At 71.6% G+C, this 20358-nt stretch carries 18 protein-coding genes; 12 read left to right on the top strand and 6 right to left on the bottom strand.

All coding sequences use genetic code 11. The features are described 5' to 3' along the window. Nucleotides 1–78: 78 nt before the first annotated feature. The gene (locus tag ACFT32_RS38990; protein WP_382498632.1) at nucleotides 79–498 is read left to right on the top strand and encodes a MazG nucleotide pyrophosphohydrolase domain-containing protein; all 420 of its coding nucleotides are present in this window, start codon (nucleotides 79–81) and stop codon (nucleotides 496–498) included. A gap of 12 nt (nucleotides 499–510) precedes the next feature. Here ACFT32_RS38990 and ACFT32_RS38985 read toward each other — a convergent pair whose 3' ends face one another. Both ACFT32_RS38985 and ACFT32_RS38980 read right to left on the bottom strand, forming a co-directional pair. Beyond that, nucleotides 511–1734 (bottom strand): cation:proton antiporter, encoded by a 1224-nt coding sequence (locus tag ACFT32_RS38985; protein ID WP_382498630.1) that lies wholly within the window; start codon nucleotides 1732–1734, stop codon nucleotides 511–513. A gap of 4 nt (nucleotides 1735–1738) precedes the next feature. Further along, nucleotides 1739–2224 carry a cation:proton antiporter regulatory subunit gene (locus ACFT32_RS38980; RefSeq protein WP_189721861.1) on the bottom strand — a complete coding sequence of 162 codons (486 nt, stop codon included), beginning with the start codon at nucleotides 2222–2224 and terminating at the stop codon, nucleotides 1739–1741. 137 nt (nucleotides 2225–2361) lie between these two features. On the opposite strand from ACFT32_RS38980, the gene ACFT32_RS38975 reads away from it, so the two are divergent. The 4 genes from ACFT32_RS38975 to ACFT32_RS38960 all read left to right on the top strand — a co-directional run bounded on the left by ACFT32_RS38975 (nucleotide 2362) and on the right by ACFT32_RS38960 (nucleotide 6479). After that, nucleotides 2362–3405, top strand: coding sequence for a sensor histidine kinase (locus ACFT32_RS38975; RefSeq protein WP_382498628.1), 1044 nt, complete (start codon nucleotides 2362–2364; stop codon nucleotides 3403–3405). Continuing rightward, entirely contained in the window at nucleotides 3405–4064 is a 660-nt protein-coding gene (locus tag ACFT32_RS38970) for a response regulator (RefSeq protein ID WP_382498626.1), read from the top strand. The genes ACFT32_RS38975 and ACFT32_RS38970 overlap by 1 nt, the downstream gene beginning before the upstream one ends. A gap of 64 nt (nucleotides 4065–4128) precedes the next feature. Continuing rightward, entirely contained in the window at nucleotides 4129–5655 is a 1527-nt protein-coding gene (gene miaB / locus ACFT32_RS38965) for a tRNA (N6-isopentenyl adenosine(37)-C2)-methylthiotransferase MiaB (RefSeq protein ID WP_382498624.1), read from the top strand. A gap of 83 nt (nucleotides 5656–5738) precedes the next feature. Further along, complete coding sequence (locus ACFT32_RS38960) at nucleotides 5739–6479, top strand: class III extradiol dioxygenase subunit B-like domain-containing protein (protein WP_382498622.1); 741 nt, start codon at nucleotides 5739–5741, stop codon at nucleotides 6477–6479. 125 nt (nucleotides 6480–6604) lie between these two features. Here ACFT32_RS38960 and ACFT32_RS38955 read toward each other — a convergent pair whose 3' ends face one another. Beyond that, nucleotides 6605–6928, bottom strand: coding sequence for an antitoxin (locus ACFT32_RS38955; RefSeq protein ID WP_382498620.1), 324 nt, complete (start codon nucleotides 6926–6928; stop codon nucleotides 6605–6607). 27 nt (nucleotides 6929–6955) lie between these two features. Beyond that, nucleotides 6956–7228, bottom strand: coding sequence for a hypothetical protein (locus ACFT32_RS38950; RefSeq protein WP_382498618.1), 273 nt, complete (start codon nucleotides 7226–7228; stop codon nucleotides 6956–6958). A 182-nt stretch (nucleotides 7229–7410) separates the two neighbouring features. Here ACFT32_RS38950 and miaA point away from each other — a divergent pair, with 182 nt between their 5' ends. The 6 genes from miaA (at nucleotide 7411) to hflX (ending at nucleotide 15710) form a co-directional block, all read left to right on the top strand. Next, nucleotides 7411–8349: a tRNA (adenosine(37)-N6)-dimethylallyltransferase MiaA gene (gene miaA / locus ACFT32_RS38945; protein WP_382498616.1), complete on the top strand. Its 939-nt coding sequence runs from the start codon at nucleotides 7411–7413 to the stop codon at nucleotides 8347–8349. 107 nt (nucleotides 8350–8456) lie between these two features. Then, nucleotides 8457–8972 (top strand): hypothetical protein, encoded by a 516-nt coding sequence (locus ACFT32_RS38940; protein WP_382498696.1) that lies wholly within the window; start codon nucleotides 8457–8459, stop codon nucleotides 8970–8972. Nucleotides 8973–9100: 128 nt separating this feature from the next. Then, nucleotides 9101–9979, top strand: coding sequence for a diaminopimelate epimerase (dapF, locus tag ACFT32_RS38935; protein ID WP_382498614.1), 879 nt, complete (start codon nucleotides 9101–9103; stop codon nucleotides 9977–9979). Between the two features lie 295 nt (nucleotides 9980–10274). Next, nucleotides 10275–12470 (top strand): RelA/SpoT family protein, encoded by a 2196-nt coding sequence (locus ACFT32_RS38930; RefSeq protein WP_382498613.1) that lies wholly within the window; start codon nucleotides 10275–10277, stop codon nucleotides 12468–12470. Nucleotides 12471–12563: 93 nt separating this feature from the next. Continuing rightward, a complete protein-coding gene (locus ACFT32_RS38925; protein WP_382498612.1) occupies nucleotides 12564–14090 on the top strand; it encodes a M1 family metallopeptidase in 1527 nt (508 codons plus the stop codon). Between the two features lie 126 nt (nucleotides 14091–14216). Then, nucleotides 14217–15710 (top strand): GTPase HflX, encoded by a 1494-nt coding sequence (gene hflX, locus ACFT32_RS38920; RefSeq protein WP_382498610.1) that lies wholly within the window; start codon nucleotides 14217–14219, stop codon nucleotides 15708–15710. 74 nt (nucleotides 15711–15784) lie between these two features. On the opposite strand, the gene ACFT32_RS38915 is transcribed toward hflX, so the two are convergent. Next, nucleotides 15785–16987 (bottom strand): trypsin-like serine peptidase, encoded by a 1203-nt coding sequence (locus ACFT32_RS38915; protein WP_382498608.1) that lies wholly within the window; start codon nucleotides 16985–16987, stop codon nucleotides 15785–15787. A 213-nt stretch (nucleotides 16988–17200) separates the two neighbouring features. After that, nucleotides 17201–18424 carry a trypsin-like serine peptidase gene (locus ACFT32_RS38910; protein ID WP_382498606.1) on the bottom strand — a complete coding sequence of 408 codons (1224 nt, stop codon included), beginning with the start codon at nucleotides 18422–18424 and terminating at the stop codon, nucleotides 17201–17203. 331 nt (nucleotides 18425–18755) lie between these two features. On the opposite strand from ACFT32_RS38910, the gene ACFT32_RS38905 reads away from it, so the two are divergent. Continuing rightward, nucleotides 18756–20189 carry a diaminobutyrate--2-oxoglutarate transaminase family protein gene (locus ACFT32_RS38905; protein WP_382498605.1) on the top strand — a complete coding sequence of 478 codons (1434 nt, stop codon included), beginning with the start codon at nucleotides 18756–18758 and terminating at the stop codon, nucleotides 20187–20189. Nucleotides 20190–20358: the final 169 nt, after the last annotated feature.

The following is a 20358-nucleotide window of genomic DNA, read 5'->3' as shown; positions in this document are numbered from 1 at the left end:
TGGTGCCCCGCTGACCAGGGGCGGGGTCCGGCGCCGGGCCGGGGAGGAGTGTCAGTGGCGGCCGCTACTGTCGTCCCCATGAGCTCCTCGCCCGCCGACCTGGTCCGTGAATTCCACCTCGCCTTCGGCCTGGACGCCCGCAGTACCCCGACGGAGGTCTCCCCGGAACTCGCCGCCCACCGCGGCGAACTCCTCGCGGAGGAGGCCGCGGAGGTCGCCGAGGTGTCGGTCCGGGGCCCGCTCGACAGGCTCGCCCACGAACTGGCGGACGTCGTCTACGTCGCGTACGGCACCGCCCTCGTCCATGGGATCGACCTCGACGCGGTACTGACCGAGATCCACCGCTCCAACATGACCAAGATCGGCCCCGACGGCATGGTCTCCCGACGCGAGGACGGCAAGGTCCTCAAGGGCGAGCACTACGAGGCACCGGATGTGCCGGGGGTGCTGCGGAGGCAGGGGTGGGCTTCGGGCAGTGACCAGAGGTCCCCGAGGTGACCCACCCCCTCCTCAGTCGCCCACCCGCGCCTCAGCCTCGGCCTTCCGGGGCGCGGGTTCCGGGGCTCCCCGACGGGCCTCGCGGCGTCCGCTCCACCACATCGCCACCGGCTCCGTGTAGCGCGCGGTGAGGGGACCCAGGACGACCAGGATGAGGACATAGGCCGTGGCCAGGGGGCCGAGGGACGGTTCGATGCCGGCCGCGACCGCCAGACCGGCGATGACGATCGAGAACTCCCCGCGGGCCACCAGCGCACCGCCCGCCCGCCAGCGGCCCTTGACGGAGATCCCGGCGCGCCGGGCCGCCCAGTACCCGGTGGCGATCTTCGTCAGGGCCGTGACGACGGCCAGCGCGAGGGCGGGCAGCAGGACGGGCGGGATGCTGGACGGGTCGGTGTGCAGTCCGAAGAAGACGAAGAAGACCGCCGCGAACAGGTCGCGCAAGGGGCTGAGGAGGGTGTGCGCACCCTCCGCCACCTCTCCCGACAGCGCGATGCCCACCAGGAAGGCGCCCACCGCCGCCGACACCTGGAGCTGCTGCGCGACACCCGCGACCAGGATCGTCAGGCCCAGCACCACCAGCAGCAGCTTCTCCGGGTCGTCGCTGGAGACGAACCGTGAGATGAGCCTGCCGTAGCGCAGGGCGAGGAACAGCACGAGCCCGGCCGCGCCCAGCGCGATCGCCAGGGTCACACTGCCGGCCATCAGCCCGACGCCCGCCACCAGTGCCGTGACGATGGGCAGGTACACGGCCATCGCCAGATCCTCGAGCACCAGCACACTGAGGATGACGGGTGTCTCCCGGTTGCCGACCCGGCCCAGATCGCCGAGCACCTTCGCGATCACGCCGGACGACGAGATCCAGGTGACACCGGCCAGGACGACGGCGGCCACCGGCCCCCAGCCGAGCAGCAGCGCCACCGCCGCTCCGGGCAGCGCGTTGAGCGCGCAGTCGACCAGACCGGACGGGTAGTGCGTCTTGAGGTTGGAGACCAGATCGCTCGCCGTGTACTCCAGGCCCAGCATCAGCAGGAGCAGGATGACGCCGATCTCGGCGCCCGTGGCGACGAACTCCTCACTCGCGCCCAGCGGCAGCAACCCGCCTTCGCCGAAGGCCAGACCGGCCAGGAGGTACAGCGGTATCGGCGAGAGCCGGAAACGGGCGGCGAACCGGCCGAGCAGGCCGAGGCCGAGGATGATGGAACCGAACTCGATGAGCAGGACCGCGGAGTGCACAGGCTCACTCCCGCCCGAGTATCGTCGCGGCGGCGTCGACGCCCTCACGGGTCCCTACGACGATCAGCGTGTCACCGCCCGCCAGCCGGAAGTCCGGCGCGGGCGAGGGAATGGCCTCGGCCCGGCGCAGCACCGCCACGACCGAAGCGCCCGTCTCCGTCCGCATCTTCATGTCGCCCAGCACCCGCCCGTTCCAGCGCGAGGTCGCCGCCACCTCGATCCGCTCGGCCACCAGTCCCAGGTCCGTGGTGTACAGCAGGCTCGGGCTGTGGTGGGAGGGCTTCAGCGCGTCGATCAGCGAACCCGCCTCCGAGCTGGTCAGCCGCAGCGAATGCGCGCAGGAGTCGGGATCGTCGGCCCGGTACACGTTCACCGTGCGCGTGCCGTCGCGGTGCGCCACCACCGACAGATGGCGGTGTTCGCGGGTCTCCAGGTCGTACTGGACCCCGATACCCGGCAGCGGCGTCGCCCTCAGGCGCGGAGCTGACACGTTTCTTCCCCTTTTTCGTCTTGTTTGGTTTGTTTGTCTTGTCGGTGGTGCTGTGTCGGTGTCGTGAGCGATGTGAACGGTGTCGATCAACGGACGGGTCAAGTCCGCATGCTGCCATCCGGCCGTACGGTGACGACATGGGTGTTGTGACGGATATACACAGCGGCCGGTCGCCGGAAAGGGTGGAGCGGGAGGTGCCGTACGCGAAGGCCGGAAGGGGCGGATCCAGGAACGTGTCGTTGTTCTGGCGGATCTTCTCGCTCAACGCCGCGGGCCTGGTCGTGGCGACGGCATTGCTGCTCGGTCCGGTCACCGTGTCCACCCCCGTCCTGGCGGGCGAGGCACTCGTCCTGCTCGTCGGGCTGGTGCTGCTACTGGCGGGCAACGCGCTGGTGCTGCGCTTCGGCCTCGCGCCGCTGCAACGGCTCGGCAGGGCCATGGCCACCGCCGACCTGTTGCGTCCGGGAACCCGCCCGGTGGTCGCCGGCCCGGCGGAGACGGCGGCGCTGATCACGACGTACAACACGATGCTCGACCGGCTGGAGGCCGAGCGGGCCGCGGGCGCCGCCCGGGCACTGTCCGCACAGGAGAGCGAACGGCAGCGGATCGCCCGTGAGCTCCACGACGAGGTCGGGCAGACCCTGACCGCCGTCCTGCTCCAGCTCAAGCGCGTCGCCGACCGGGCGCCCGAGGAACTGCGCGAGGAGGTGGGCCAGGCGCAGGAGGCGACCCGGGCAGGTCTGGACGAGATCCGCCGTATCGCCCGCCGGCTGCGCCCCGGTGTCCTGGAGGAGCTCGGGCTGGCCAGCGCCCTGCGCTCGCTCACCTCCGAGTTCACGACCCACGGGCTGACCGTGCGCCACCATGTCACCGGCGACCTCCCCGCCCTGAGCCCGGAATCGGAACTCGTCGTCTACCGGGTGGCCCAGGAAGGCCTGACCAACACCGCCCGCCATGCCGGCGCCGACCGCGCCGAACTCCGCCTCCAGCAGGTCCCCGGCGGCGTCGAACTCCTCGTACGCGACAACGGCACGGGCGTCGGCGACGCCCCGGAGGGCGCCGGAATCACGGGTATGCGCGAACGCGCCCTCCTGATCGGCGCCGCCCTCACCGTCGAACCGGCCCCCGGCCGGGGCACCGACGTACGCCTGCGCGTACCGGAGACGGAAGGAGCCCGCTGATGTCCGCCCCCGCCCCGATCCGAGTCCTGCTCGCCGACGACCACACCCTCGTACGCCGGGGAGTGCGCCTCATCCTGGACGGGGAGCCGGACCTGACGGTCGTGGCCGAGGCCGGGGACGGTGCCGAGGCTGTCGCCCGGGCCCGGGACACCACCGTGGACCTGGCCGTCCTCGATGTCGCCATGCCCCGCATGACCGGCCTCCAGGCGGCCCGCGAACTCTCCCGCCGGCTGCCGGACCTGCACATCCTGATCCTGACGATGTACGACAACGAGGAGTACTTCTTCGAGGCGCTCAGGGCCGGAGCCAGCGGCTACGTCCTCAAATCCGTCGCCGACCGTGACCTGGTCGAGGCCTGCCGGGCGGCCGTGCGCGACGAGCCGTTCATCTACCCGGGCGCCGAGCGGGCCCTCGTCCGCTCCTACCTGGAGCGGCTGCACCGGGGCGACGGCCTGCCGGAACGGGCCATCACCGAACGCGAGGAGGAGATCCTCAAGCTGGTCGCCGAGGGCCACACCTCGAAGGAGATCGGCGAACTCCTCTTCATCAGCGCCAAGACGGTCGAACGCCACCGCGCCAACCTCCTCCAGAAGCTCGGCATGCGCGACCGCCTGGAGCTGACCCGGTACGCGATCCGCGCCGGCCTGATCGAGCCGTAGGCCCCCGGGCCCTGTTGTCCACAGGCGACCGAGCCACTTCCGGCGACCGCCTACCCTTGTCCCCATGAGCAGCATCGACCGGAGCCAGTCAGTGGGCGGCACACGCACATACGAGGTACGCACCTACGGGTGCCAGATGAACGTCCACGACTCCGAGCGATTGTCCGGTCTGCTGGAGGACGCGGGCTATGTGCGCGCCCCCGAGGGTTCCGACGGCGAGGCGGACGTCGTCGTCTTCAACACGTGTGCGGTGCGCGAGAACGCCGACAACAAGCTGTACGGCAACCTGGGCCACCTCGCGCCGAAGAAGGCGAGCCGCCCCGGCATGCAGATCGCGGTCGGCGGCTGTCTGGCGCAGAAGGACCGCGACACCATCGTGAAGCGGGCGCCCTGGGTGGACGTCGTCTTCGGCACGCACAACATCGGCAAGCTGCCGGTCCTGCTGGAACGCGCGCGCGTGCAGGAAGAGGCGCAGGTCGAGATCGCCGAGTCGCTGGAGGAGTTCCCGTCGACGCTGCCGACGCGCCGCGAGAGCGCCTACGCGGCTTGGGTGTCCATCTCCGTCGGGTGCAACAACACCTGCACCTTCTGCATCGTCCCGGCCCTGCGCGGCAAGGAGAAGGACCGCCGCCCCGGCGACATCCTCGCCGAGATCGAGGCCCTGGTCGGCGAGGGCGTCTCCGAGATCACGCTGCTCGGCCAGAACGTCAACGCGTACGGCTCCGACATCGGCGACCGCGAGGCCTTCAGCAAGCTGCTGCGCGCCTGCGGCAGGATCGACGGCCTGGAGCGCGTCCGCTTCACCTCCCCGCACCCGCGTGACTTCACCGACGACGTCATCGCCGCCATGGCCGAGACGCCGAACGCGATGCCGCAGCTGCACATGCCGCTCCAGTCCGGCTCGGACCCGGTCCTGAAGGCCATGCGCCGCTCCTACCGGCAGGAGCGCTTCCTGGGGATCATCGAGAAGGTCCGCGCCGCCATCCCGCACGCGGCGATCAGCACCGACATCATCGTGGGCTTCCCCGGCGAGACCGAGGAGGACTTCGAGCAGACGCTGCACGTGGTGCGCGAGGCCCGCTTCGCCCAGGCCTTCACCTTCCAGTACTCAAAGCGCCCCGGCACACCGGCCGCCGAGATGGACGGCCAGATCCCCAAGAAGGTCGTCCAGGAGCGCTACGAGCGTCTCGTCGCCCTCCAGGAGGAGATCTCCTGGGAGGAGAACAAGAAGCAGGTCGGCCGCACGCTGGAGCTGATGGTCGCCGAGGGCGAGGGCCGCAAGGACGACACCACCCACCGGCTGTCCGGCCGCGCCCCCGACAACCGCCTCGTCCACTTCACCAAGCCGGACCAGGAGGTCCGCCCCGGCGATGTGGTGACGGTCGAGATCACCTACGCCGCTCCGCACCACCTCCTCGCCGAGGGCGCGGTGCTCGACGTGCGCCGCACCCGCGCGGGCGACGCCTGGGAGAAGCGCAACGCCGAGAAGACGGGCAAGCCGGCCCAGTCGGCCGGAGTGCTGCTCGGCCTGCCGAAGATCGGCGTGCCCGAGCCGCTTCCGGTCGCGACGAGCGGCTGCGGCCTGGACTGACCGGTCCCGCCCGGGGAGACCCGCGCCCGGTTCACCGGGCGCGGGATGCGTGCGAGCGGGTCCCCGGGGTTACCCTGCCGATCATGCTTGTCGCCGCCGCTGTCTGCCCCTGCCCGCCCCTTCTGGTCCCCGAGGTAGCCGCGGGCACCGCACCGGAGCTGGACGCCGCGAGGGCCGCCTGCACGGACGCCCTGGGTGTGCTGGCCGCCGCCCGGCCCGACCGGCTCGTGGTCGTCGGGCCGGGTGGGCCGGTCGAGCCGGTGGAGAGCGCCGGGCCCGTGACCTACCCGGAGGGCACAAGGGGCTCGTTCCGGAGCTTCGGTGTCGATCTCGACGTACGGCTGGGGCCGGCCCCGGGCCCGCGCGGAGAACAGCGGCTGCCGTACTCGCTGGCGGTGGCCGCCTGGCTGCTGGAGCGGACCGGGTGGTCCGACGCCCCGGTCGAGGGGCTCGGTGTGGGGGAATCAGGGGAGTCCCTCACGCCCGAGGGGTGTGCCCGGACCGGACGGGACATCGCCGCACGGGCCGACCGGGTCGCGCTGCTGGTGATGGGGGACGCCAGCGCGTGCCGGACGCTCAAGGCCCCGGGCTATCTGGACGAACGGGCGGCGCCCTTCGACGCCGAGGTCGCACGTGCGCTCGGCACTGCGGACGTGGCCGCGCTCACGGCCCTGGACACACGGCTGGCGCACGAGCTGAAGGCGTCCGGCCGGGCCCCCTGGCAGGTCCTGGCGGGTGCGGCCGAGGGCGCGGACCTCGGCGGATCGCTGCTGTACGAGGACGCGCCGTACGGGGTGGGATACATCGTGGCCACCTGGTCGTAGACGGGGCGGCCGCCCCGCGGCAGGGCACGGGAAACGGCGGACGGCCGGGAGCCCTCGTGCTCCGCGGCCGTCCGCCGTTGTGCCCTTCAGTGCTGCGTTCGGAGAGTCAATGCGTCGACGCGCGCTCAGGAAGCGGGCGGGGGCGCGTTCGGCGGCGTGGTGCCGCCCGCGTTCGGCGGGGGTGTCGTACCGCCCGCGTCCTGCGGTGGTGTCGTGCCGGTCGCGTCCGGTCCGTGGTCGTCCTTGTGCGCGAGTCGGTCCATGGCGCCCTTGGCCTTGCCCGTGCCCGTCTGGATCTTGTCGCTGTACTTGCCCTTGGTCCTCTTGTCGACGGCGTGCGCGGCCTTCTCGATGCCGTGGTGCACCTTGCCCTCGTGCCGCTGCGCGAGGTCCGAGACCTTGCCCTTGGCCGGGCCCAGCTTGGCCTTCATGTTGTCCAGGAGACCCATCGCTTCACCTTCCCTCGCGCGGGGCGGTCACGTACGGGCGCCCTCGCCGGCCTCGTTGTCGGCCGCCTTGTCGGTGGACTGCTGCTTGGGGATGTCGAGGCCTTCGCCCTCGGTGGCCTCGGCGGGGGCTTCGGCACTCGCCTCGGCCGCTTCCGTGGCTCCGTCAACCGCCTTGGCCTCCGGTGCCTCGGACGCCTCCTCCGCCTCGGGACCGGCCTTCGCCGTGTCTGCCTGAGCCTCGGCGGCAGGCGCCTCAGCCGTGGTCTTCGACCGCCGGAGAAGTCGTGCAAAAACGCCCATATCCACTCCATACGTTACTCGTGCGGGCGAAATCCCGCGTTGCCCGGTGCGTCCGTTTGCGCGACCCGGGCCACCGCCTCCGTGATCCGGCGGCAGGAACCTCGCAACGGGCAACGACCCCACAGTCGTGGCGTCACGTAACTCGTTCGAGACCGGGGTTCGAGGTTTGCGAGACTGTCTCGGTGAGCAGTGCACCCCCCGCCCCCCGCGTCATCGCCGTCGTCGGACCAACTGCGGCCGGAAAGTCCGATCTGGGCGTTTTCCTGGCCCAGCGTCTCGGCGGTGAGGTCGTCAACGCCGACTCCATGCAGCTCTACCGAGGGATGGACATCGGCACCGCCAAGCTGACGCCCGAGGAGCGTGGTGGCGTCCCGCACCACCTCATGGACATCTGGGACGTGACCGTCACGGCGTCCGTCGCCGAGTACCAGCGCCTCGCCCGGGAGCGGATCGAGGTGCTGCTCGCCGAGGGCCGCTGGCCGATCCTGGTCGGCGGCTCCGGACTGTATGTGCGGGGGGCCGTCGACAAGATGGAGTTCCCCGGCACCGACCCCGAGGTCCGCGCCCGCCTGGAGGAGGAACTCACCCTGCGCGGCTCGGGCGCGCTGCACGCCCGCCTTGCCGCCGCCGACCCCGAGGCCGCTCGCGCGATCCTGCCGAGCAACGGCCGCCGGGTCGTCCGGGCCCTTGAGGTGATCGAGATCACCGGCCGGCCCTTCACCGCCAACCTCCCCGGCCACGACTCCGTCTACGACACCCTCCAGATCGGCGTCGACGTGGCCCGGCCCGAGCTGGACGAGCGCATCGCGCGCCGGGTCGACCGGATGTGGGACGCCGGCCTCGTGGACGAGGTGCGCGCACTGGAGGCGCAGGGGTTGCGAGAAGGGCGTACGGCCTCGCGCGCGCTCGGCTACCAGCAGGTCCTCGCGGCGCTCGCCGGGGAGTGCACGATCGAGGAAGCGCGGACCGAGACCGTACGTGCCACCAAGCGCTTCGCGCGCCGTCAGGATTCATGGTTCAGGCGCGATCCTCGGGTGCACTGGTTGAGTGGGGCTGCGGCCGATCTCACAGAACTTCCGCAGCTCGCACTGTCCTTGGTCGAACGACCGGTTACAGCCTGATCACGTCATGGCATCGGGACGCCCAGGCCGTCATCCGGGCCTCCGGCGGCGTGCCATCATCGAGCTTCGATCGACCGAGTGAGTCCTAGTTGGGAGGGCGCGTGGCGATGGAGGCCGGCCCTCGCGACACCGCACATAGCACCGATCACATCACCGCCGACCGGGATGAACCGGAGCGCCTGGACGGATCCGAGCAGGAGACGGACCGTCTCAGCTCCGACGGGCCCGACGACGAGACGCAGGGTGTGACGGACGACGGCCCCGAGCCCGACGAGATGTTCGCGGAGGAGGTCGAGGTCGAGCTGCGCCCGCAGCGCCGGCTGCGCATCTGGCAGCTCGCGCCCATCGTGGCCCTGGCCGCACTCGGCTCCCTGATGTTCGCGTTCCCGCTCGCCTTCGACTTCGGCGACAGCGGGGCCGTCATCGCCATGCTCGGACTGCTGATCTGCTCGTGCGCGGCCGGCTGGGGCATGATGGCCGCCCGCCGCGTCGGCCACACCTGGCCGGGCCTGCCGCCCCGCGGCTCCGGCCGCAGACCGGACTGGCGGGTCGTACTCGCGTACGCCCTGGTGGTCGCCGTCGTAGTGGTCCTCGCCGTCTGGCGGGTGGCAAGGCTCCGCTAAGGCACCCTGAGGCTCGCGCCCCAAAGGGGCGCGGGGAACTGCGCGACCAGCCACGACGCACCCGCACGGACCCACAGCCCCGGCCCCTCCCACGGCGCTCCCCGCGGAACGCCCCGTACGATCGAGGAATGAGCACGCGCACGCGGATCGCCTTCCTCAAGGGCCACGGCACCGAGAACGACTTCGTGATCGTCCCGGACCCCGAGAACACCATCGAACTGCCCCCGGCCGCCGTCGCCGCCCTGTGCGACCGCCGCGCGGGCATCGGCGGTGACGGACTGCTGCACGTCGTGCGGTCCGCCGCGCACCCCGAGGCCCGGCACCTGGCGGCCGAGGCGGAGTGGTTCATGGACTACCGCAACGGCGACGGCTCGATCGCGGAGATGTGCGGCAACGGCGTGCGGGTGTTCGCGCGCTACCTCCAGCGCGCCGGGCACGTGGCCGAAGGAGACATCGCCGTCGCCACGCGCGGGGGCGTGAAGGCCGTGCACATCGCCAAGGACGGTGACGTCACCGTGGGCATGGGCAGGGCGCTGCTCCCCGAGGGCGACGTCACGGTGAGTGTCGGCGAGCGCGGCTGGCCCGCGCGGAACGTCAACATGGGCAACCCGCACGCGGTCGCCTTCGTGGAGGATCTCGCCCACGCGGGCGATCTGCTCTCCCCGCCGCCCTTCAGCCCGGCTGGCGCCTACCCGGACGGTGTGAACGTCGAGTTCGTGATCGACCGAGGCCCCGGGCACGTCGCGATGCGCGTGCACGAGCGGGGTTCCGGCGAGACCCGCTCGTGCGGCACGGGCGCGTGCGCGGTCGCCGTGGCCACCGCCCGGCGCGACGGCGCCGACCCGGCGGCCACCGGCGTCCCGGCGACATACACCGTGGACGTCCCCGGCGGCACCCTGGTGATCACCGAGCGGCCCGACGGCGAGATCGAGATGACCGGCCCGGCCGTGATCGTGGCCGAGGGCGAGATCGACTCGGTCTGGCTGGAAACCGCCACCGGCGCGTGAGCAGGGGGCGATCGGCCCGAAACAGCCGCTCGCCCTCGGCCACTCGACTCGAAACCGCCGTGTAAATCGGCCACTTGGCGGAAAAGCGACCGTCATGGTCGCGACGTAACGGGGCACAAACCTCACATTCATCCCTCGAATGGGTGATCAGTTTCACGCTCGGCGAGAGGCGGTCAGCCGGGCGTGGTGGGCTCGGTAGCATCAAGCACCGGCCCGGACGGGGGACCGAAGCCGCCCCGTGAGCCGTGTCCGCCCAGGGGCACCCGTCCGCCGGTCCACGCAGCCGGAGGTGCCCATGAGTGCGGAGGCCACGAATTCCGTGACCCCAGGCCCGATGCCGGGCGCGGTGTCATCACCGGTGACGCCGACGGCCCCGCGCAGAAAGGCCCGTCCCCGGATCGACCTGCGCCGCCTGGGCCGAGCCGCGCTCCTCGGCTCCACCGCCCGCGACCGGCTGCCCGACGCCATCAGCCACGTCGTCGAGGCCCACCGCGCCCACCACCCCGACGCCGACCTCGAACCCCTGCGCCACGCCTACGTCCTGGCCGAGTCCTCGCACCGCGGGCAGATGCGCAAGAGCGGCGAGCCGTACATCACGCACCCGCTCGCCGTGACCCTGATCCTCGCCGAACTCGGCGCCGAGACCACGACGTTGACCGCGTCCCTGCTCCACGACACCGTCGAGGACACGGACGTGACGCTCGACCAGGTCCGCGACCAGTTCGGCGAGGAGGTCCGCTACCTCGTCGACGGCGTCACCAAACTGGAGAAGGTCGACTACGGCGCCGCCGCCGAGTCCGAGACCTTCCGCAAGATGCTCGTCGCCACCGGCAACGACGTCCGCGTCATGTCGATCAAACTCGCCGACCGGCTGCACAACATGCGCACCCTCGGCGTCATGCGCCCCGAGAAACAGGAGCGCATCGCCAAGGTGACACGTGATGTGCTCATCCCGCTCGCCGAACGGCTCGGCGTCCAGGCGCTCAAGACCGAACTGGAAGACCTGGTCTTCGCGATCCTGCACCCCGACGAGTACGCGCACACAAGAGAGCTGATCGTCCGCAACGCCGCCCGCTCGGACGACCCGCTCGCGGAGGTCGCCGACGAGGTGCGGACCGTGCTGCGCGAGGCGGACATCCCGGCCGAAGTCCTCATCCGGCCCCGCCACTTCGTCTCCGTGCACCGGGTCTCCCGCAAACGCGGCCGGCTCCGCGGCTCCGACTTCGGCCGCCTCCTGGTGCTGGTGAACGAGGACGCCGACTGCTACGGAGTCCTGGGCGAACTGCACACCTGTATGACGCCGGTGGTCTCCGAGTTCAAGGACTTCATCGCCGTACCGAAGTTCAACCTGTACCAGTCCCTGCACACGGCCGTCGCCCGGGAGAACGGCCAGGTCGTCGAAGTCCTCATCCGCACGCACCAGATGCACAAGGTCGCCGAGGCCGGCGTGGTGGCGCTCGGCAACCCCTACGCACCGGCCCCCGACGACCCGGCCGACGGCGAGCGCGTCGACCCCACCCGCCCCGGCTGGCTCTCCCGGCTCCTCGACTGGCAGGAGGCGGCACCCGACCCGGACCACTTCTGGTCGACGCTGCGCGAGGACCTCGCCCAGGACCGCGAGATCACCGTGTTCCGGCCCGACGGCGGCACGATCGGCCTGCCCGACGGCGCGACCTGCGTGGACGCCGCGTACGCGCAGTACGGCGAGGACGCGCACGCGTGCATCGGCGCCCGGGTCAACGGCCGCCTGGCGACGCTCAGCACCGTCCTCAAGGACGGCGACACCGTCCAGCTCCTCATGGGCCAGGACCCGGCCTCCGAGCCGTCCCGGGAGTGGCTGGAGCACGCCCACACACCCGCGGCCCGGATCGCCATCCAGCGGTGGCTGACCGCCCACCCGGCGCAGGCCGAGGCCCAGCGGACCGAGGCCCGGGAGGACCGGCAGACCGAGGAACGCGCGGCGGCGCCCCGGCCCGCCGGCGGCGACGCCCCCGGCACGGACGGGCCGGCCCCCGAACAGACGTCCGCCCGCCCCGCCGCCGGCCACGTCCTCGCCGACCTGCCCGACGCGACCGTCCGGCTCGCCGGCTGCTGTACGCCCGTACCGCCCGACGAGATCACCGGCTTCTCCGTACGCGGCGGAGCGGTCACCGTGCACCGCGTCGAGTGCGCCGCCGTGGCCCGTATGAAGGACGCGGGGCGTCCAGAGGTCGGCGTGCGCTGGGGCGACACCACCGAGTGCCGGGTCACGCTGGTCGCCGAATCGTTCGTCCGGCCCCATCTGCTCGCGGACCTCACCGAGGCCATGGCCCTCGAAGGCGCCGAGATCGTCTCGGCGACCGTCGAGCCCCCGACCCAGCAGCAGGTGCGGCACACGTACACCGTGCAACTCCCGGACGCGGCCCACCTGCCCGCCCTCATGCGCGCGATGCGCAACGTGGCCGGGGTGTACGACGTCAGCCGGGCGCAGCCGCAGACACAGGGCGGCTGAGCAGGTACGGACGGACGGCCGGGCGGGTGAGCCCCGGACGGGCCGGACGCGCGCCGTCCCCACCGCGCTCGCCTGCGCTGATAGCCGTGGGGCATGCTCCTCACCCCCCAGAACCAGGCACCCCGTTCGCGCCGTCGCAGAACGACCGCGGCGCTGCTCGCCTCGGCCGTCTCCGTCTGCCTCGTCGCCGCGAGTGCCCCCGTCGTCCCGCTCGGCGTCGGCGACCGCCTCTTCCCGTACCTGGGCAACCCCGGCTACGACGTGACGTCGTACGACCTCTCCTTCACCTATCCCGGCAGCAACAGCCGGCCGCTGCGGGCCGTCACCACCATCAAGGCCCAAGCCACCGCCGACCTGGACCGCGTCAATCTCGACTTCGCCAACGGCACGGTCGACTCGGTAGAGGTCGACGGCGAGCCCGCCGGGTTCGGCACGGCCGGCGAGGACCTGGTGATCACGCCCCAGGAAGCCGTGTCGGACGGCGACTGGATGCGGATCACCGTGCGGCACACCAGCGACCCCGTGTCCGCCAAGGGCCGCGAGAGCGGCTGGGTACGCACCACGGACGGCCTCGCCATGGCCAACCAGGCCGATGCGGCGCACCGGGTGTTCCCCGGCAACGACCATCCCTCCGACAAGGCGATGTTCACCATCCGGGTCACCACACCCAAGGGCCTCACGGCCGTCGCCAACGGCCTGCCCGCCGGTGTGGCCAGGTCCGACGGTTCGACCACGTGGACCTTCCGCACCCACCACCCCATGGCCACCGAGCTGACCCAGGTCTCCATCGGCCGCTCCACCGTGCTGCACCGCACCGGCCCGCACGGACTGCCCGTACGGGACGTCGTACCGACCCGGGACCGCAAGGCGCTCGAACCCTGGCTGAGGAAGACCCCCGCCCAGATCGCCTGGATGGAGAAGAAGCTCGGCCGCTACCCCTTCGAGACGTACGGCATGCTCGTGGCGGACGCCTCCACCGGCTTCGAACTCGAGACCCAGACGCTCTCCCTCTTCGAGCGGGAGCTCTTCACCGAGTCCGCCTACCCGGAGTGGTACGTCGAGTCGATCATGGCCCACGAGCTGGCCCACCAGTGGTTCGGCGACAGCGTCAGCCCTCGCACCTGGTCGGACCTGTGGCTCAACGAGGGATACGCCACCTGGTACGAGGCGCTGTACGCCGAGGTCCGGGGCGGCAAGCCGATGCGGGACCGTATGAAGGCCGCGTACGCCTCCTCCGACGGCTGGCGGGCGGTCGGCGGCCCGCCGGCCGCCCCGAAGCTTCCCGAGCCCGGCCGCAAGACCGGCATCTTCCGGCACAACGTGTACGAGGGCGCGACGCTCGTCCTGTACGCCCTGCGCGAGGAGATCGGCAGCTCCGCCTTCGACCGCCTGCAGCGCGCCTGGGTCAGCCGCTACCAGGACGGCACGGCCTCGACGGCGGACTACGTCCGGCTCGCCTCCGAGATCTCCGGGCGCGACCTGAGCGGCTTCTTCAAGGACTGGCTGTACGGCGAGAAGACCCCGCCGATGCCGGGCCACCCCGACTGGAAGCCTCAGGCCTCCGCGAAACCGGGTGTGCCCGCGAAGCAGGGTGCGCCCGCGCCGGGAGCCGCTCGATAACACGGTGACGAGACGCCCCGTGCCGTGCGACTATCGACAGGTCGGCGCGGCACGGAGCGCAGGGAATCTCCCGGAGTGCTCGTGCGTTCTGAACAGTGAACGGCTTCCCAGCTACGTAAGGATCCAATGACCTCCTCTTCTTCCCCCTCCCAGGACACCAAGCGCTTCACGCAGAGCCACCCCGAGGGTCTTCGGGCCGATGCCCTGATGGAAGAGGACGTCGCCTGGAGCCACGAGATCGACGGAGAGCGGGACGGCGAACAGTTCGACCGCTCCGACCGCGCGGCCCTGCGCCGTGTGGTGGGCCTCTCCACCGAGCTCGAGGACGTCACCGAGGTCGAGTACCGCCAGCTCCGCCTGGAGCGGGTCGTGCTCGTCGGCGTCTGGACCTCGGGAACCGTGCAGGATTCGGAGAACTCCCTCGCGGAGCTCGCCGCCCTCGCGGAGACGGCGGGCGCGCTCGTGCTCGACGGTGTCACCCAGCGTCGCGACAAGCCCGACGCGGCCACGTACATCGGCTCCGGCAAGGCCGAGGAGCTGCGGGACATCGTCCTCGAGTCGGGCGCGGACACCGTCATCTGCGACGGTGAGCTCAGCCCGGGCCAGCTCATCCACCTCGAGGACGTCGTCAAGGTCAAGGTCATCGACCGTACGGCCCTGATCCTGGACATCTTCGCCCAGCACGCCAAGTCCCGAGAGGGCAAGGCACAGGTCGCGCTCGCGCAGATGCAGTACATGCTGCCGAGGCTGCGCGGCTGGGGTCAGTCGCTGTCCCGGCAGATGGGCGGCGGCAAGGGCGGCGGCCTCGCCACCCGTGGTCCCGGTGAGACCAAGATCGAGACGGACCGGCGGCGGATCCGCGAGAAGATGGCGAAGATGCGCCGGGAGATCGCGGAGATGAAGACCGGCCGCGAGATCAAGCGCCAGGAGCGCAAGCGCAACAAGGTGCCCTCGGTCGCCATCGCGGGCTACACCAACGCCGGCAAGTCCTCGCTGCTCAACCGCCTCACGGGCGCGGGCGTGCTGGTCGAGAACGCCCTGTTCGCGACCCTCGACCCGACCGTGCGCCGGGCCGAGACCCCGAGCGGACGGCTGTACACGCTGGCCGACACCGTCGGCTTCGTCCGCCATCTGCCGCACCACCTGGTCGAGGCGTTCCGCTCCACGATGGAGGAGGTCGGCGAGTCCGACATGATCCTGCACGTGGTGGACGGTTCGCACCCGAACCCGGAGGAGCAGTTGGCCGCCGTGCGCGAGGTGATCAGGGACGTCGGCGCCACCGACGTACCCGAGATCGTCGTGATCAACAAGGCCGACGCGGCCGACCCGCTGACCCTGCAGCGGCTGCTGCGCGTCGAGAAGCGGTCCATCGCCGTCTCGGCCCGCACCGGCCAGGGCATCGACACGCTGCTCGCGCTCATCGACAACGAGCTGCCGCGCCCGTCGGTCGAGATCGAGGCGCTCGTGCCGTACACGCACGGCAAGCTGGTCGCCCGTGCCCATGACGAGGGCGAGGTGATCTCCGAGGAGCACACCCCGGAGGGCACCCTGCTCAAGGTGCGGGTGCACGAGGAGCTGGCGGCGGAGCTCGCGCCGTACGCTCCGGCACCGGCGCTCTGACGTAAGCGCAAGCGCGCAAGCACGCCGAAGGCCCGCTCCCTGCGGACAGGGAGCGGGCCTTCGGCATGCTTCGGTCAGCGACCGCCGTACGTCTTGCTCATGTTCTGGTAGAGCGCCTCGGCGTCGCGGCCCAGCTGCGGGCCCGCCAGCCAGGTGTTGTCGGCCGGGCCGATCGAGGTGTTGGACACGAGCACGGACTTGCCGTTGAGCACCCGGAACCAGCCGCCGCCGGACGAGCCGCCGGTCATGGTGCAGCCGATGCGGTGCATCGTCGGCAGGCTCGGGCTGAGCGAGAACCGGCCGGGGATGTCGACGCACTTGAACATCTTCAGGCCGTTGTAGGGCGGCGCTGCCGGGTAGCCCCAGGCGCCCATCTTGCGCGCCTCGGCCGCGGAGGGGGTGGAGAAGTCCACGTCCAGCGCGGCGCCGACCGTCTCCTCCAGGGACTTGCCGCCCCGCTCGGGCTTCACGTGCAGCACGGCGTAGTCGTACGCGGCTCCCTCGCCGCCGGTCTCCGAGCCGCCCTTGATCCACTGGTTCGAGGTCGAGGCCCAGTCAGCCCACCAGTTGCCGTACGGGGCGATCTCGGTCGGGTTCGCGTTGGTCAGCTCCGCCTCGGACTTGCCGTAGTCGTTGTAGGCGGGCACGAAGGTGATGTTGCGGTACCAGCCGCCGTCGCCGCCGGCGTGCACGCAGTGGCCCGCCGTCCACACCAGGTTGGACTTGCCCGGGTGGTTGACGTCCTTGACGACCGTGCCGGAGCAGACGGCCGGGCCGTCGGGGGAGTCGAAGAAGACCTTGCCGACCGGCGCCGCGTTCCGGTGGTACGGCGTCTTCTCCGCCTGCGCCCGGACGGGCGCCGGATCCGGATCGCTGACGCCCTGACCGGCCGACGCGTCCTTCGTGGTGACCGTCTTGTCAGCCTCCTTCGCGGACTGCATCCGGTCGGGCTTCCAGAGGCCCTCGATCACCGGGTTGACGAAGTCCTTGGCGTCACTGAGCCACTTGTCCTTGTCCCAGTCCTTCCAGCCCCCGTCCTTCCACCGCTCGGCGTCGATCCCGTGCTCCTCGAGCTTGCCCGCGAGGTCGGCCGGGATCCGGACCTCGCCGCCGCCGTCCGCGGCCTGCGAGGTGGTGGCGTCGGGCTTGTCGCTCGCCGAGTCCGCCGAACCGTCACAGGCGGTGGCCGTGAGCGCCAGGGCGGCGACGAGCCCGGTGGCGGCGAGGACGGTGCGCCGCCCGCGCCTCGGTGCCGCGGACGTACGTGTGGAACGCATGGTGCGATGACCCCCGTTGATGCGTGCTGTGCGTGCTGTGCGTGCTTGGGTGCTGCTGCGTGTGAATGTCATGCGCTTGTCACGCAGAGGCCGCAGCGTGGCCTGCGATGCGCGACACCCCACTATGCCCGTGGAGTTGGGTGCGAACGGCGGTGGGCCGGTGAAGGTTTCCGTGAGTCCCCGGCCCCACCGCCGCGCTGACCGGCCCTGTGGTCAGCGGCCCGCGAACTTCTCGCTCACCGAGTCGTACACGCCCTTGGCCTCGCCGCCGAGACGCGGTCCGGCCAGCCAGCCCGACTTCACCGGGCCGATCGAGGTGTTGGACACCAGCGCCGGCTTGCCGTCCGACCCCGGCGCGACCCAGCCGCCGCCCGACGAACCGCCGGTCATGGTGCAGCCGATGCGGTACATCGTCGGATCCGACGCCGTGACCGACAGGCGGCCGGGCCGGTCCTGGCACCGGTAGAGCTTCTGCCCGTCGTACGGAGGCGCGGCCGGGTAGCCGATCGCCGTGACACTCTTCGTCTTCGGTACGGCGGGAGCCTTGAAGTCGACCGGCAGCGCCGAACCGACCATCTCCTCCAGCGACTTGCCGCCGCTGCCCTTCTCAGGCGTCACATGGATGACCGCGAAGTCGTACGAAGCGCCGTCCCCACCCGTCGAACCGCCCTGTTCGATCCACTGGTCCGAGGTCTGCGCCCAGTCGCCCCACCAGACACCGTAGGGAGCCACGTCCTCCCGGGTGGCGTTCTCCAGTTCCGCGACCGGCTTGCCGTCGTCGTTGTACGACGGCACGAACGCGATGTTGCGGTACCAGCCGCCCTTCTTGCCCGCGTGCACGCAGTGGCCCGCCGTCCACACCAGGTTGGACTTGCCCGGGTGGGCGGGGTCCTTCACCACCGTCGCCGAGCAGACGGCCGAGCCCTCGGGGGAGTCGAAGAACACCTTCCCGGCCGTCGGGGCGTTGGCGTGGTACGACGGCGGCACGGCCTGCGCCTCGACGGGCTCGGGCGTGGGGTCGGTCACGCCCTGGTCACCGGCGAGGTCGCTGTCGTCCACGCCCTGGTCGGGCTCCTCGGCCTCCCGCATGCGGTCCGGGTCCCAGAGGCCTTCGATGATCGGGTTGATGTACTCGTTGGCCTCGCGCAGCCAGTCGTCCCGGTCCCAGTTCTTCCAGGCGCCGTTCTTCCACTTGTCGACATCGATCCCGTGCTCGCGCAGCCGGTCCCTGATGTCGTCCGGGATCTTGAGCTTGCCGTCGTCGGAGGCGGTGGCGGACGCGGAGGCCTCACCGCCCGCAGCGGCGTCGCCCGACTCGCAGGCGGTGGCGGTCAGCGCGAGCGTCGAGGCGAGGGCCACGGCGGCCAGCACGGGGGAGTTCCTGCGGCGCGTCCACCCCCCTCGGCTGGTGGTGGACGACGGCCGTATGGATCGCATGATCTGACTCCCCCTGATGTGAACGAACTGGGACGAACCGGCCCCTCGGGTGCGGTGTCCGCCGAACTCACGGGGAGTTCGGGCCGACCTCCCGGCGCCCGGGAACGGCACCACACACTATGCGGTGGCTGTGGGGGCGGTCCGACGGAACCGCAACAGTTCCGTCACGGAAAGGATCTTGAAGCAACCCGTAACCCGGTGAGCGGTCGGGGGTTGGTAGCGGTGGGGGGTCTGCTGTCTGTGTGCGGTCCTCGGTGCCCGTGCCCAGTGGGAGGTCAGGGAAGTCGTGGCGGAATCCACCCGTGGGGGATGTGCGTCAGAGGAGGCCGCTGTGGGGCGTACGCCGGTGAGAACCCTCCCCGGTGGTGCGGTCGACGACGGCGCGGCACCAGGAACGCGCGCCGCACAGGAGGGGATTCTGCGCCGCCAGTCCGCGCGCGAGTCCGCGGCCCGGACCTATGCCCGGGCCCTGCCGATCGTCCCGGTGCGGGCGCGAGGGCTGACCATCGAGGGCGCGGACGGCCGCCGCTACCTGGACTGCCTCTCGGGCGCCGGCGCGCTCGCGCTCGGGCACAACCACCCCGTCGTCCTGGAGGCCATCCGCAAGGTCCTCGACTCCGGTGCGCCCCTGAACGTCCTCGACCTGGCGACCCCCGTCAAGGACGCCTTCATCACCGAGTTGTTCCGCACCCTGCCGCCAGGCCTCGCCGGCCGTGCCCGTGTGCGCTTCTGCGGACCGGCCGGCAGCGACGCAGTGGAGACCGCCTGCGAACTCGTCCGCGCGGCGACCGGGCGGACCGGCCTCATCGCGTTCACCGGCGCCTGCCACGGACGAACCGCCGGGCCGCCCGACGCGCCCGCGGACGCCCACGGCGTACGGGTCACCCGCCTGCCCTACCCGCAGGACTACCGCTGTCCGTTCGGAGTCGGCGGCGAGGCCGGGGCCGACCTCGCCGCCCGCTGGACCGAGTCCGTCCTCGACGACCCCGGGTCGGGCGTGCCGCTCCCCGCCGGGATGATCGTCGAACCCGTCCAGGGCGAGGGCGGGGTGATCCCCGCACCGGACACCTGGCTGCGGCGCATGCGGCAGCTCACTGCCGACCGGTCCGTCCCGCTGATCGCCGACGAGATCCAGACGGGCGTCGGGCGGACCGGCGCCTTCTGGGCGGTAGAACACAGCGGAGTGACCCCCGACGTGATGGTCCTCTCCAAGGCCATCGGAGGCAGCCTGCCGCTGGCCGTCGTCGTCCACCGCGACGACCTCGACACGGGGGAATCAGGCGCTCCCACCGGCACCTTCCGCGGCAACCAGCTCGCCATGGCCGCCGGCACGGCAACCCTCGCCCACGTCCGGGAGAACGACCTCGCCGAGCGCGCCGCGACCCTCGGCGCGCGCATGCTGGACCAACTCCGAGACCTGGCAGGCGAATTCCCCTGCGTAGGTGAGGTGCGGGGGAAGGGGCTCATGATCGGGGTGGAGTTCGTGGGTCCCGAGGGGGAAGCCGGGGGAGCGTCGGCGATGCCGGACCGTGCGCCCCGGGCCCTTCCCGCCGCCCCCGGACTGGCTGCCGCGGTCCAGCGGGAGTGCCTGCGGCGCGGCCTCATCGTCGGACTCGGCGGCCGCCACGCGAGCGTCGTACGACTGCTGCCACCGCTGACGATCACCGACGAACAGGCGGCCGCCGTGCTGGACCGTCTGGCCGACGCCGTCCGAGCGGCTGCTCGGTGCCATGGGGGAGCGGCAGCGGCGCCGCATACGCCGTGAGCCTCAATGCCGTGCGGGTTCACGCGGTGAGCCTGCACCCCTTGGGCCCTCGGGCCCCGACCAGCCGGCCGAGGGGAACTCCTCGACTCGCCGCCCCGACCGCACGCCCCTGAACCACCCCACGAGGTACCCGTGTTGAACGCCATCCCCGAGCCCGACGAACACGCCA

The sequence above is a fragment of the Streptomyces sp. NPDC057002 genome, assembly GCF_042673825.1.
Classification (GTDB): domain Bacteria; phylum Actinomycetota; class Actinomycetes; order Streptomycetales; family Streptomycetaceae; genus Streptomyces.
The sequence above is the reverse complement of the archived record's forward strand: the minus strand, read 5'-3'. Positions and strand labels throughout refer to the sequence as shown.